The following is a 13,402-nucleotide window of genomic DNA, read 5'->3' as shown; positions in this document are numbered from 1 at the left end:
TAATACAGTAGAATAGAAAATAAAGGAGGGAAAAATGAAAAACAAAGTTGATATTGTAAGAAGTATCTATCTTTTTTACGTTAGCCTTACAGGTGTAATCTTTCTTATTGTCGGTCTCATAAAGACTACGAATGCTTTAACTTCGATTTATTACCCAGGAACGGAAATATGGTATAATAAGTATTTTTATTTTAAAGATTTATATGAGGGCATCGTAATGACTTTTTTGGGTCTTATAATTTTCCTTTTTCACTGGTATTTTATTGTTAAAGAAAAACGGCTTGGGAAAATTTCGGATATACAATATGAATCCTCAATGAATTTTTTTGAGGCGATTTTCTTTTATCTTCTTTGCTATGTTGGTATAACGATTTTTATTATTTCTTCTATAAACCTTGTGAGTGGTTTTTACAATATAAATTATCCGCCACCAGTTATAGACGAAAGCGGTAAGATAATAAAGGAATCCACTCCATATGTTACGAAAGACATTGGTAAAATTATTAGAAGTATAATTTCAATGATAATAGGCTTTATAACTTTTCTTATTGGCTTTATAAGAGTGCAACTTTCAATGAAAAAGATTGAGAAGCAAGAAATTAATACTTGAAAAGTAATAATTTAGTGGTATAATTAATAAGAAGGAGGTCGAAAATGAGTGTTAGAAAAATTAAAGATGGCGTCTATGCAGTAGGCGTAAATCACTGGGATAGAAAATTATTTGATGAAATTATTCCACTTCCAAACGGCACAAGTTATAATTCATACTTAATAATAGGTTCACAGTATACGGCACTTATTGATACTGTTGATCCTGCACTTCAAGATGGTCTTATAAACAATTTAAAGGAATTTAAGGATTTGAAAGTTGATTATATAATTTCTCAACATGCAGAACAAGATCATTCGGGTAGTATCCCAAAAATTCTTGAGATGTATCCAGATGCAAAAGTTGTTACAAATGAAAAGTGTAAAGAACTTTTGATTGAGCATCTTGGAATTCCTGATGAAAAATTTATTGTAATAAAAGACTACGACAAGCTTTCCTTGGGTAATAAAACCCTCACTTTTATTTTTACTCCTTGGGTTCACTGGCCAGAAACGATGAGTACATATCTTCAAGAAGATAAAATACTTTTTACATGTGATTTCTTTGGATCCCATTATGCAACTTCTGAATTGTACGCAAAGAATAGCGAAATTGTTCTCGAAGGGGCAAAAAGATACTACGCTGAGATAATGATGCCATTTAGGAATTTTATAAAGAGTAATATAAACAAAATTGAAAAATTTGACTTTGAAATTATTGCTCCAAGTCATGGTCCTATGTGGAATGACCCTAAGTTTATAATAAATGCTTACCTTGACTGGATTTCTCCTGTCGTTAAAAATGAAGTTGTGGTTCTTTACACATCGATGCATGGGAGCACAAAAGTAATTGTAGATGAACTCTATAATAGATTGGTTGAAAATGGAATAAAAGTTACACCATTTAACCTTGTCTCTGCGGATCTTGGGGAAATTGCAATTTCTCTTGTTGATGCTGCAACGATTATTTTTGCCTTTCCAACAGTTTTAACAGGGCCGCATCCACTTGGGGCAAGCATTACTTATTTTGTGAATGCCATTAAACCGAAAACAAAATTTGCATCTTTCATTACCTCTTATGGCTGGGGTGGAATGACTATTAAATGGGTAAAAGAACACATAGGAAACCTAAAGGTAGAAATGCTTGGTGAACTTGAATTTAAGGGCCTTCCAAAAAAGGAAGATATCGAAAAAGTTAATGAAATTGTAATGCGTATTGTAGAGGCACATAAGTCTATTGGAATTTTATGAAATTTATGGTATAATTAAGTGATTTAAAATAATTATAAATAAGGAGGTAGGAAATGGCACTAAAAGATTTAATTCAAACGGCAGATTTTACAAAAGAGAAGCACACCCCAGTTATTGAAGTTCTTGAAAAAGGAGATAAGACAAAGATTAGGGTTTCTGTTGGTAAAGAAATTCCGCATCCTAATACAACTGAACATCACATTGAGTGGATCGAGGTTTACTTTAAACCAGCAGATGGAAAATTCCCGTATTTGCTTGCGAGATTTACATTTGACTCTCACGGTGCATCTACAAATGGTCCAAACACATCACAGGTTTATACTGAGCCAGATGTAACATTTGTTGCAAAGATTGGCACTGATGGAGAACTTTTTGCACTTTCTTATTGTAATATTCATGGGCTTTGGGAAAGTGAAGTAGTAAAAATTTAAGGGAGGTATTTAATGACTCAGAAATTCCAAATTTATAAGTGCGAAATTTGTGGAAACATTGTTGAAGTCGTTCACGAAGGGCAGGGAACTCTTGTTTGCTGTGGACAACCAATGACGCTTATTGGAGAAAAAATTAGCGAGTCTGAAGCAGGACAAGAAAAACATATTCCAGTTCTCGAAAAAATGGAACATGGCACTCTCATTAAAGTCGGATCTGTTCCTCACCCAATGGAAGAGGAGCACTATATTGAGTGGATTGAAGCATTTAATAAGGATGGGAAAGTTGTCAAAGTTCCATTAAAGCCAGGAGATAAGGCAGAAGCCCATATTGGTTGGTCAATTGAAAATATTGTTGAGGTAAGGGCATACTGCAACAAGCATGGTCTTTGGGCAAAAAGGATTTAAAGGGGGCTAAAATGATTAGCACAAGACTTCAAGATGCAATAAATGAGCAAATTAATAAAGAGTTTTTCTCAGCGTATCTGTATCTTTCAATGGGTCAGTACTTTGAGAGTAAATTTTTGAGAGGCATTGCGCACTGGTTTTATGTGCAATACAAAGAAGAACTCAAACATGCAGAGAAGTTCATTAGTTTCTTAAACGAGAAGGGCGGGAGAGTAATTCTCAATGGTATTCCTGCACCAAAAGTTGAATGGAACGGCGCACTTGATGCGTTTAATGAAGCATATAACCACGAAAAATTCATCACTTCTTCAATTGAAGACATAATGAAGATTGCAGTTGAGGAGAATGACTTTTCCACACAAAATCTTCTCAATTGGTTCTTAGACGAGCAGGTTGAGGAAGAAGCGCAAACGCTTGAAATTGTAAAGAAATTGGAACTTGTAGGAGAACACGGGCAAGCACTCTACATGCTTGATAGAGAACTTGCTCAAAGACAGGGTTAGTTATAAACATTTTTTGTCTTTTGCCCCCTAATTTATTAGGGGGCTTTTAATTTTGTGCTAAAATACAAAAGAGGTGAAAATATGGAAATTTTTACTGTGCGCACTTCAAAAAGAGAAGAAATGATTGAAATAACTTCCAGGGTTCAAGAAATCGTAAGAAATTCAAAAGTCCAAAGTGGTATATGTGTTGTTTATATTCCTCATACGACTGCCTCGATTACAATTAACGAGAATGCTGACCCAAGTGTAAAGAAAGATATCATTAATTACCTATCTAAACTCATTCCAGAAAATGCTAATTATTCTCATCTTGAAGGAAATGCAGATGCACATATAAAGGCATCTATTATGGGTCAATCGAGAGCTATCATTATTAGAGACGGAAGACTTGTCTTAGGAACATGGCAGGGAATTTTCTTTGTTGAATTTGATGGACCTCGAACACGGGAAGTATTTGTGGAAATTGTCCCTAAGATTCCTCAAGGTGCTTAAGGAGTTTTAGCATTGCTTCAACCGAAGCATTGAAAAGTTTTTCTCCCAATTCATAAGAGCCTTCTTGACTGTCGTTAATAATTCCTGTTTCAGTTATGTATTTTTGTGCTAAATCGTTTGTAACATAATATTTGGGGATTTCTCTTTTTTCTTCTGTTAGAAATGCTGTTTTCACAAGGGACTTATCAATATACATGATCATTGAAACTTCTCCTCTTCCTGCATGCCCTGCGTTATTGTACAACTCTTTCAGCTCTTCCATAAGCCACCAGGATGTAACCAAAAATTTAGAGTTTGTAAGTGTGTTTGCAAGTTCATCAAAAGCACATCTCAAAGGTGCAATGTTTCCACCGTGTCCATTTACAAAAAAGAAATTCCTAAAGCCATGTTTATGAAGCGATGTTATGTAGTCCTTTAGGTAATTTATAAGTGTTGTTGGGCTTATTGAAATCGTCCCATGAAAACTATATGTTATAGAATGGCAATTGCCTACATTGATCGTTGGTCCTACAATTCTTAAACTTACTTCACCCAACTTTCTTGCAAGTGCCTCTGCTGTAAGTGTATCGGTTCCTAAGGGAAGTGCGTTAGAATGTTCTTCTGTTGCACCGATTGGAATAATAATAGTTTGATTTGTTTTAAGATACTCTTTTACTTCATGCATTGTCATCTTCATGAGCTCCATCGCTATCCCCCGATTCAAATGCTTGCATTAATTCTTTTGCTTCCTTCAAATCGACTCTCATAACAAATACATTAAACTGTCCTGTTGCTCCAAGAAGCGGATTTGCTCCAATATTATCAATTACAATTCCGCCTTGTCTCATAGGTCCTGGGCGCTTCATCATCGTTTTTATGCCATTTATTTCCAATAAATTCGATAGCACTTCTGCTTCAAATTGATTTTCGCATGTTTTAAGCAAAACCCACTCAAAATTCTTTTCAACTGGGTCAAAATAATATCCGCAGTTTACACAAATTTTTGCATCATCTTCATTTTCAAAGCCGCACTTTGGGCATTTTTTCATTTGTATCCTCCTACTTTCACATTATAGTATGCATTTTAAAATATGGAAATTTCTGATAAAATTTGTTAGTTTCTTTTTCGGAGGTACACGTGGTAAGAGTTCGTTATGCACCCTCTCCAACAGGAGAGATACACATAGGTAATGCAAGAACTGCATTATTCAATTATCTATTTGCTCGTCACAATAAAGGGACATTCATTTTAAGGCTTGATGATACAGATGAAAAACGTTCAACCAAAGAAGCCATTGATAGCATGATAAGGGACATAACATGGCTTGGCCTTGATTGGGATGAAGGATACCTAAAAGGGGGAGATTTTGGTCCCTATAGGCAAAAAGAACGCCTTGATATATACAACCACTACATCGATATCCTCCTTCAAAATGGTTTTGCTTATGAACTCTACTACACAGACGAAGAAGTAGATTCAATCCGTGAAGAGTACGAAAAAACACTTAAAACCTTCTCCTATAGAAAATTAAAAGAAAATGAAACAGAAGAAAGAAGAAAATCCTTCAAAGAAAAAGGACTCACCCCTGCCATAGTCTTCAAGGTAGAAGAAAACAAAGAAATTGTAGTCCATGACCTTGTAAGAGGAGATGTTGTCTTTAACTCAAACGAATTCAAAGACTTTGTAATAAGAAGATCCAATGGCCTTCCCGTATATAACTATGCAACAGTAATTGATGATGCCCTCATGAAAATAACCCATGTGATACGAGCAGAAGAACACCTCTCAAATACTCCAAAACAGATTCTCATCTTTGAAGCACTCAACTTCTCTCTTCCTACATTTGCACATATATCCCTTATCCTTGCACCAGATAGAACAAAACTCTCCAAAAGACATGGTGCAACATCCTTAGGACAGTTTAGGGAGATGGGTATTCTTCCTGAAGCAATGTTTAACTTCCTTGCTCTCCTTGGTTGGTCTCCCAAAGACAATAGAGAATTCTTTACAAAAGAAGAACTCATTGAACTCTTTGACCTATCAAATGTCAATAAAGCACCTGCTATCTTTGACTTTGAAAAACTAAAATGGATGAATCATAAGTATATACTCGATAAAGATTTAAAAAGTCTTTGTAGCGAAACACTTCCTTATTTGAAAGATGCGTATAATGTTTTAGATTGCTCCGAGAGAACTCTTTTGATTCTTGATGCAGTCCGTGGAAACATGAATTTTACAAAAGATGTTGTTCCTCTTTCAAAGCCATTTTTTGAAAGGACTCTTAATTCAATTTCAGAAACTGATTTAAAAGCACTTCAAGACCCTCACGCCTTGAAGGCTCTCAAGTACGTGTTAAATAACCTTGATAGTGTAGAATTCACTCAAGATGATATTGAAAAGTTTCTCAATAGCCTCAAGGATGTGCTTCAGATTTCTGGAAAAAAGATATACCATCCATTGAGAATTTCTCTTTTCTACTCTCGAAATGGGCCAGAATTATGGAAGATTTTCCTTATCCTTGGAAAGGATGAAATAAAAGAGAGATTAAAAGAAGCAATTAGTTTAATAAGTAAGTCAATTCAAGAAGAGTAAGCACTGCTATGGCACCTGCAAATTGAGAACGAAATACACCACTTTTTAGAGTAATGCTTGGGATTTCATTTTGATTGAATATTTCAATTTCTTTTTCGCTAAATCCACCTTCAGGACCAACAAAAAGTGTTATTGGTTTTGATAGATTGGCAATTTTTACAGTATCTTTTAAGGATAAATTTGAACCAAAATGAAGCACAAATGCGTTTTCTTTAAACATTGAAATTGCCTTATTGAGATTTTCAAAGTATTGCAGTTCCGGTATGAAACAAATTTCGCTTTGCTCGGAGGTATTCAAGATGATTTCTTTGAGTCTTTTCAGTTGTGCTTCTTTAAGCGAATTTGTGCTTCTCTCAGTTTTTACAAGTATAATTTGTAAAACTTTTGTAGTTACAAGAAACCTTATTGCATCTTCAAGTTCGCTTTTATCAATTATGCTTTGGACAATTTGTAATTGCACTTTTGGTGAAGTTTTTTTAGATTTTTCAATAATTCTAAAGGTAAGAAAATCTTTTTCTATTTCTGTGCATTCGGCCTTATAAATGAAATCTTCGTCAAAAAATTTAATGACTTCTCCTCTTTTTATACGAAGCACATTTCGAAGGTGGTGGAGAAGGTCGTTCTCTACAAAGATTAAATCCCTTTTGATTTTACTTTCTCTTAAATAGTAAATGGCCATTTTTTCTTTTTAAAACTCCCAATGTATATTATAATATCTCGGTATGGAAAGAAAACAAATTGTGGAACTTGTGAAAAGTAAACTTGACCAAAATCTCTACAAGCATTCACTTGCAGTTGAAGCGGTAATGAAAGAAATTGCAAAGCGCTTTAATGAGGATGAAGAGAAATTTGGCATTGCAGGGCTTGTGCATGATATAGATCTTGATACAACAAAGGATAAACCACACCTCCATAGTATTGTTGGAAGCGAATATCTAAAATCGCTTGGTTTTAGCGAAGAAATTGTTCTTGCAGTTAAAAAGCACAACCCCTTACACAAATTAGAGCGTGAAACTTTACTGGAGAAGACTCTTTATGCAGCAGATCCCTTAACGGGACTTATCACAGCCTGTGCTCTTGTTAAAGGAAGAAAACTTTCAAATGTGGACAAAGAATTCGTTTTAAAGAGATTTAAGGAAAAGCGCTTTGCAGAAGGTGCGAATAGAGAACAAATTGCAAGTTGTAAGGATTTTGGAATGTCTTTAGAAGATTTCGTTGATCTTGGCCTAACGGCAATGAAAAGAATAAGCGATGAACTTGGGTTATGAGATTTATAGATAGAATTAGAAAATTAGACTTGGATGAGAGGATTCGTATTTTAGAATCATATCTCAAGAAGCATCCCGAAGATGGAATTGGGGCTTACAGGTATTTGAGTCATCTTTATGTTTTGAAAGGTGATTTAAGTTCCGCCGGAAAGACACTCAAATACGGTATCGAAAAAAATCCAAATAATTTATGGCTTCAACTTGAATTGGGTGACTTTTACTTTTTCACCCTTGAGGATGTTGAAAGAGCAGAAGAAATATATAGAAATATATTCACAAAATTTTCTAAGCCTGAAAGAAGCACCCTTTCTCCATATCGATATGTTTTAAAAAGACTTACAACAATTACCTACAACAAAGGTAAGCTTGACGAAGCAAGAAGATTTTATGAACTATTCTATGCAATTGAACCATCTGACTTTTATGCAACGGATTTTGTAAGATTCGGAGAATTACTTTTTAAGGAAGGGAAAATTGATGAAGCAAGGAAAGTGATTGAAACAGGGATAAAAACACATCCAAAGAAAAAAGAACTAAAAGAGTTTGCAAATAAATACTTGGGCGGTAACTATGTTTTTGAAAATAATACACTTGAAACTTTTATTGAGAAAATTCCTGTAAGAACTCCTCTTGTGAAGGAAGACGATGATCTTATTGAAATAATAAAAAAATATGCATTACCATACCTTAAAGTTGGTGATATAGTTACAATATCTTCATGTGTTGCAGCCATAGCAGAAGGGCGATTATTCCCCGTTGATTCGATTAAGGTAAGCAAACTTGCAAGGTTTGTCTCCCACTTTGTGAATCAAGAAAGTATACCTTTTGGTGGCGCCGCTCCTCTTGCAAATCCATATGCAATGCAAGTTGCAATTGAGGAAGTTGGTCCTATTAGAATAATTTTAGGATTCTTGGCAGGTGCGATAGGAAAAGTTTTTGGGCTTGATGGAGTTTTTTACAGAGTTGCAGGAGAACAATCAGCCCTGATCGACGATCCACCTGGTGCAATTCCTCCTTATGACTATTACATTATCCCTGGTCCTATTGATTCTAATGGACTTGTAAGGAAAATTAAGAAGGAAATTAACTCTGAAGTTGCAATAGTTGATGCAAACGAACTTGGAAGAGCATGGGTTGTAGGCGCAACGGAAGGGATTAATAAAAAGGAATTAGAAAAAGTTTTAAGTGATAACCCTGCAGGGAATGAAGACGAAGGAACCCCAATAGTTATCGTAAGATTTTCGAAATAAAATTACCCCGGCTTTGCCCGGGGTAAGTAAATATATATATGAATGAGTATATTTATGGTTTTTTACTATTTTTTGAGTTTTCGTTAGGTTTGTTTGTCTTTGAGTTTTCTGAATTATCTTTAGATTCGGGTCTTGTTTGAATTATTATTTGTGTTGCCTTATAGTTTGTTCCGTCAAATCTTATGTGAATTTGAACCTTTTGTCCCTCTTCTAATGCGCTTATATCGACCCTGCCTTTTCCGTTTTGTTCTATCTTGGTTGAATCATCTATGTAAACGGGATTTGCGAAGTCTTCCAAAGTAATCATATTGTTTGAAATATTTACAATCTTTGTATTTATTTCGTATTCTTTTTGAGAATTTTGTTGTTGATTTTTCTCTTCATTTTGCGTAGTTTGAGATTCGTTCTGTTCCTGATTTTGTTCCTGGCTCTGTTCTTGAGTGTTTTTATTTTGAGAGGCTTCTTTTTCAGTTCCTTTTGTATCCTTGTAGAGAATTATATCTCGTGCAAAAAGTGTATCTCCATCTTTCACTGCATGCACCAAAACGGTATCACCTACTTTAAGGTCAGTTAACGCTATTACCTTTCCAAGATATTTTGCACTTGTGTTTTCGTTAAGAGTTATCGCTGTGTTATCTATAGTGAGAGTATTTTCACTTACTTCTTTGATAGTTCCTTTTACAACTATAATAAGGTCGTTCTCATTTCGTTCGGTCTCAGTTTCTTTTTCCTTATTTTGAGGGGAAGTTGTGCTACCCTGATTCTTATTTTGATTTTTGTTTGTGTTCTGTTCTATTTCATTTTGCGAAACACTTAAATTATTTGTAGTATTTGTCGCTTTACTTACACCCGAAGACGCACTTTCACCCGTTAGGTCTTTTTCGCTTAAAGTGGTATTTAGGGTATCAAGAATTTTACCCCAACCAAAACCTTCTTTTCGTAACTCAATAACTTTATCAATATCGATATTTTTATCCTTTGAAAGTGCAGAAATTACAACGGCATCTGCAAATGGAAGATTTGCTTCGGTAATCTTCTCAGAAACGCTTGAATCGATTTCAATTATTCCTTCGAAACTCTTTGCTTGCGTTTCTATTTTGATACTTTTAATAAGTTGCGGAAGTGTTCCAGATTTTCCGAAAACAGGTACAACAAAAGATAGAAGGAATGTAAAGGCAATTGCAATCGCTAATCCCAGAAAAACATTATGCCTTATATGTTCCATCCTTTTTGCGTTTTTAATCTTATTCATAACTTTGCCTTTTAGTTCAGAATCGGGTATATTGTCTTCTAAGTAATTTGAAACAATTTTTTCAAACTTTTCCATTCTCTATCACCTCCCTTAATTTGTTTCTTGCTCTATGCAATCTTACTCTTATATTTTCCTCTGATTCATTTAATAGAAATGCAATCTCTTTTGTAGTCATGTTATCGATGTAAAAAAGAGTAACTATGCTTCTATCCTTTGCATCAAGTTGTTTCAACGCATCTTCAACTATTTCCTTTATATCATCTGAATTATTCTTTGATTCTTTTTCAATGAATTTCAAAGGTTGCTTTTTACCGTTTTTTAATGCATAGTTTATTGTAATGCGCTTAATGTAACCTAAAACTGTGTCTCCATTATCAAGCATCTTTCGTTTTTCGTAAATTTTAAGATACGTATTTTGTACAATATCTTCTGCATCCTCTTTTGAGAGGGTTATTGCATAAGCAATTTTATAAACATACTTATAAGTTAAATTGTAAAGCATTTCAAAAGCCTCTAAATCACCCTGTTTTACTTTTGGAACAATTTCCTTTAACTTATCTTCCACATCCATAATATGCTCCACCTTCTAAAAATGTTACACCTAAATGTACAAGTTCACAAACATTATGAACACTTACCTTTGTTAAAATTTTCTATAAACTTAGCAAAGGAGGTAGGTACCGTAAAGGGAAGGATAGGTACCCAGACTGTCTTATTTGCCCTCTATCCTTTAAGTTTAGTTAAAAAGTTAAAGTATGTCAATGATGTAAAGCTTACAAAAAAGGCAAAGATAAAACTTATCTGGATAGAGTACTATAAAAAGGTAAACAATATTTCTAAAACTTGTAGACATTTTGGTATATCAAGGACTACATTTTACAAATGGCTAAAAAGATATGAAAAATACGGCTTGCAAGTTTTGTTGGACAGACCTAAAACTCCTTTGAGAAAAAGAGCTCCTACTGTAAGGAAACAATATGAATTAGATGTAATAAGAATAAGAAACGAAAATCCTACTTAAAGCAAAGAGAAAATAGCGAGATATCTTGAAAAGGAAAAGGATATAAAGGTATCCCCTCTACAGTATATAGGGTATTGAAAGCCTTTGGCCTTATAGAGAGAACAAAAAGTCTTAAACAAAAGAGAAAACAAAGTCAAAGCAGAAAAAGAACAAAGACAGGTCTAAAAGATAGAGCCCCGGAAGAAGTAGTTCAGATAGACCTAAAGCAGTGGGTGTTACTTATTACCAATTCACAGCTATAGACAAACACAGCGGACTTGTCTTTGCAAAGGTCTATGAGAATAAAACATCAAGAAATACAAAACTTTTTATTAAAGAGGATATCAAATACTTTGGGTTTAGTGTTGCTAAAGTCCAGACAGATAATGGTACTGAATTCATGGGAGAGTTTGATAAGTATTTGAATGAACTTGGCATAGGGTATTACTATAACTATCTAAGAAAACCAAAAACAAATGATAATGTAGAAAGAGTCATAAGAACCATAGGAGAAGAATTATGGTTTATAGAAGGAATAAATTATACTATAGACCATCTTAACAACAGTACAATTTTGTAAGGCCTCATTGTGCTTTAGACTACAGAACTTCTGGAGAGGTAGCTTATGGGGATAGAAGAGTTAACAACTCTGGAGGAGTGTTATAAAAGCTTGTATAATTTTTTAGGTGTAAATGTTCACGATGTACTGAACTCATACAATAAATAAAAGCCCTCCTTTATGGAGGGCATAACTACTTAATTTCTGGATTAGTATTCAGGATATTGAGGTGCTGGCGCTTGTTTCTCCTCTTTCGGAATAGTTGTTACAATTGCCTCAGTAGAAAGCAACAGTCCTGCAATGCTTGCTGCGTTCTGAAGCGCTGTTCTTACTACCTTAAATGGATCAATAACACCAGCCTTAAACATATCCTCAAATTTACCTGTTTCCGCGTTGAAACCAACGTTATCTTTTGTTTCCATTACTTTGTTAAGAGCGATAATTCCGTTGTATCCTGCATTTTCTGCAATAAGTTTGAGGGGCTCTTGAAGTGCCTTCTTGACAATCATAATGCCAGTCTTTTCATCGCCTTCTGCTTCTAATTTATCAAGAACAGGAATTGCCTTAACAAATGCAACTCCACCACCTGCAACAATACCTTCTGCAAGCGCTGCTTTTGTTGCTGCAACTGCGTCTTCAACTCTGTGTTTCATTTCTTTCATTGCAGTCTCAGTTGCACCGCCAACTTTGATGATTGCAACTCCACCTGAGAGTTTTGCAAGACGCTCCTGAAGTTTTTCCTTATCGTAACTTGAAGTTGTTCTCTGAATTTCTTCTTTAATTTGTTTAATTCTTGCTTGGATTTTTTCTTTGTCTCCCTTACCGCCAATGATTGTTGTATTATCTTTATCAACCTTTACTGAATCTGCTCTTCCGAGCATATCAAGGGTGACACTTTCAAATTTGATACCGAGGTCTTCAGAGATAACCTGTCCGCCTGTAAGAATTGCAATATCTTCAAGCATTGCTTTTCTTCTATCGCCAAAGCCAGGTGCCTTAACTGCTACACATGAGAATGTTCCTTTGATCTTATTAAGAACCAATGTTGCAAGTGCTTCACCTGTTACATCATCTGCGATGAGAAGGAATGGCCTTCCTGTTTGGACAATTCTTTCAAGAAGAGGCAAGAATTCTTGAATAGATGAAACCTTTTTATCAGTAATTACGATGAATGGATCTTTAAGTTCTGCCTCCATTCTTTCAGTGTCGGTTACAAAGTAAGGTGAGATATATCCTCTATCAAACTGCATTCCTTCGACAGTCTTTACTTCCAAACCGATACCTTGGGATTCTTCAACGGTAATAACACCCTCTCTTCCAACTTTATCAACTGCATCTGCGATTGCTTCTCCGACCTCTTTAATCTTTGAAGAGACGGTTCCAACTTGTGCAATTTCTTCTTTTGTGGTTATATCTTTTTTGAACTTCTTCATTTCTTCGATTACTGCTTCAACTGCTCTATCGATGCCTTTCTTTAGAAGTAATGGATCTGCGCCAGCGGTAACATTCTTAATCCCTTCATCAACGAGAACCTGTGCTAAGACTGTTGCTGTTGTGGTGCCATCACCTGCTGCATCCTCTGTTTTGGATGCAACTTCTTTTACTAACTGAGCGCCAATATTTTCATTTGGATCTGGTAAATCAATTTCCTTTGCAATTGAAACACCGTCGTCAGAAAGAATAGGTGATCCAAATTTCCTTTCAAGTGCAACGTGTCTTCCTTTTGGACCTAATGTTACTTTAACAGTGTTTGCTAATTTATCAACGCCTGCCTGTATTGCTTTTCTTGCATCCATTCCAAAAATTATTTGCTTTGCGTCCATAGTTTCAC

The 13,402-nt window shown here is 35.0% G+C and carries 17 protein-coding genes; 11 read left to right on the top strand and 6 right to left on the bottom strand.

Annotated features, from left to right (window positions below):
- Window positions 1-34 precede the first annotated feature (34 nt).
- From CSE_RS06095 to CSE_RS06070, 6 genes are all read left to right on the top strand, one after another.
- The gene (locus CSE_RS06095) at window positions 35-610 is read left to right on the top strand and encodes a hypothetical protein (RefSeq protein WP_014453764.1); all 576 of its coding nucleotides are present in this window, start codon (window positions 35-37) and stop codon (window positions 608-610) included.
- A 44-nt stretch (window positions 611-654) separates the two neighbouring features.
- Entirely contained in the window at window positions 655-1,839 is a 1,185-nt protein-coding gene (locus CSE_RS06090; RefSeq protein WP_014453763.1) for an FprA family A-type flavoprotein, read from the top strand.
- 53 nt (window positions 1,840-1,892) lie between these two features.
- Entirely contained in the window at window positions 1,893-2,270 is a 378-nt protein-coding gene (locus tag CSE_RS06085) for a class II SORL domain-containing protein (protein ID WP_014453762.1), read from the top strand.
- A gap of 12 nt (window positions 2,271-2,282) precedes the next feature.
- A complete protein-coding gene (locus tag CSE_RS06080) occupies window positions 2,283-2,675 on the top strand; it encodes a desulfoferrodoxin (RefSeq protein ID WP_014453761.1) in 393 nt (130 codons plus the stop codon).
- A gap of 11 nt (window positions 2,676-2,686) precedes the next feature.
- Window positions 2,687-3,178 (top strand): ferritin, encoded by a 492-nt coding sequence (locus CSE_RS06075; protein ID WP_014453760.1) that lies wholly within the window; start codon window positions 2,687-2,689, stop codon window positions 3,176-3,178.
- 81 nt (window positions 3,179-3,259) lie between these two features.
- Window positions 3,260-3,670 (top strand): secondary thiamine-phosphate synthase enzyme YjbQ, encoded by a 411-nt coding sequence (locus CSE_RS06070; RefSeq protein ID WP_014453759.1) that lies wholly within the window; start codon window positions 3,260-3,262, stop codon window positions 3,668-3,670.
- Here CSE_RS06070 and CSE_RS06065 read toward each other — a convergent pair.
- Both CSE_RS06065 and CSE_RS06060 read right to left on the bottom strand, forming a co-directional pair.
- Window positions 3,648-4,355 carry a creatininase family protein gene (locus CSE_RS06065; protein ID WP_014453758.1) on the bottom strand — a complete coding sequence of 236 codons (708 nt, stop codon included), beginning with the start codon at window positions 4,353-4,355 and terminating at the stop codon, window positions 3,648-3,650. The genes CSE_RS06070 and CSE_RS06065 overlap by 23 nt on opposite strands.
- Complete coding sequence (locus CSE_RS06060) at window positions 4,327-4,698, bottom strand: zinc-ribbon domain-containing protein (RefSeq protein ID WP_014453757.1); 372 nt, start codon at window positions 4,696-4,698, stop codon at window positions 4,327-4,329. The genes CSE_RS06065 and CSE_RS06060 overlap by 29 nt, the downstream gene beginning before the upstream one ends.
- 89 nt (window positions 4,699-4,787) lie before the next feature.
- Here CSE_RS06060 and gltX point away from each other — a divergent pair, with 89 nt between their 5' ends.
- Window positions 4,788-6,242, top strand: a complete 1,455-nt coding sequence (gene gltX / locus CSE_RS06055; RefSeq protein ID WP_014453756.1) for a glutamate--tRNA ligase — start codon at window positions 4,788-4,790, stop codon at window positions 6,240-6,242.
- Here the strand turns inward: gltX and CSE_RS06050 are convergent.
- A complete protein-coding gene (locus CSE_RS06050) occupies window positions 6,208-6,921 on the bottom strand; it encodes an RsmE family RNA methyltransferase (protein ID WP_014453755.1) in 714 nt (237 codons plus the stop codon). The two genes, gltX and CSE_RS06050, sit on opposite strands and share 35 nt — an antisense overlap.
- Before the next feature lie 43 nt (window positions 6,922-6,964).
- On the opposite strand from CSE_RS06050, the gene CSE_RS06045 reads away from it, so the two are divergent.
- The gene (locus tag CSE_RS06045; protein ID WP_014453754.1) at window positions 6,965-7,510 is read left to right on the top strand and encodes an HD domain-containing protein; all 546 of its coding nucleotides are present in this window, start codon (window positions 6,965-6,967) and stop codon (window positions 7,508-7,510) included.
- A complete protein-coding gene (locus CSE_RS08315; RefSeq protein ID WP_014453753.1) occupies window positions 7,507-8,760 on the top strand; it encodes a coenzyme F420-0:L-glutamate ligase in 1,254 nt (417 codons plus the stop codon). The genes CSE_RS06045 and CSE_RS08315 overlap by 4 nt, the downstream gene beginning before the upstream one ends.
- A 52-nt stretch (window positions 8,761-8,812) precedes the next feature.
- Here CSE_RS08315 and CSE_RS06035 read toward each other — a convergent pair whose 3' ends face one another.
- Both CSE_RS06035 and CSE_RS06030 read right to left on the bottom strand, forming a co-directional pair.
- A complete protein-coding gene (locus CSE_RS06035) occupies window positions 8,813-10,087 on the bottom strand; it encodes a DUF5666 domain-containing protein (RefSeq protein ID WP_014453752.1) in 1,275 nt (424 codons plus the stop codon).
- The gene (locus tag CSE_RS06030; RefSeq protein WP_014453751.1) at window positions 10,074-10,583 is read right to left on the bottom strand and encodes an RNA polymerase sigma factor; all 510 of its coding nucleotides are present in this window, start codon (window positions 10,581-10,583) and stop codon (window positions 10,074-10,076) included. The genes CSE_RS06035 and CSE_RS06030 overlap by 14 nt, the downstream gene beginning before the upstream one ends.
- Before the next feature lie 69 nt (window positions 10,584-10,652).
- Between CSE_RS06030 and CSE_RS08520 the strand changes: the two genes are divergently transcribed.
- A complete protein-coding gene (locus CSE_RS08520; protein ID WP_197535269.1) occupies window positions 10,653-11,033 on the top strand; it encodes a helix-turn-helix domain-containing protein in 381 nt (126 codons plus the stop codon).
- A 208-nt stretch (window positions 11,034-11,241) separates the two neighbouring features.
- A complete protein-coding gene (locus tag CSE_RS08515) occupies window positions 11,242-11,592 on the top strand; it encodes a DDE-type integrase/transposase/recombinase (RefSeq protein WP_014453749.1) in 351 nt (116 codons plus the stop codon).
- A gap of 188 nt (window positions 11,593-11,780) precedes the next feature.
- Here CSE_RS08515 and groL read toward each other — a convergent pair whose 3' ends face one another.
- A complete protein-coding gene (gene groL, locus CSE_RS06015; protein ID WP_014453748.1) occupies window positions 11,781-13,394 on the bottom strand; it encodes a chaperonin GroEL in 1,614 nt (537 codons plus the stop codon).
- Between the last annotated feature and the right edge of the window lie 8 nt (window positions 13,395-13,402).

The sequence above is a fragment of the Caldisericum exile AZM16c01 genome (genome assembly GCF_000284335.1).
Taxonomy (GTDB): domain Bacteria; phylum Caldisericota; class Caldisericia; order Caldisericales; family Caldisericaceae; genus Caldisericum; species Caldisericum exile.
The sequence above is the reverse complement of the archived record's forward strand: the minus strand, read 5'-3'. Positions and strand labels throughout refer to the sequence as shown.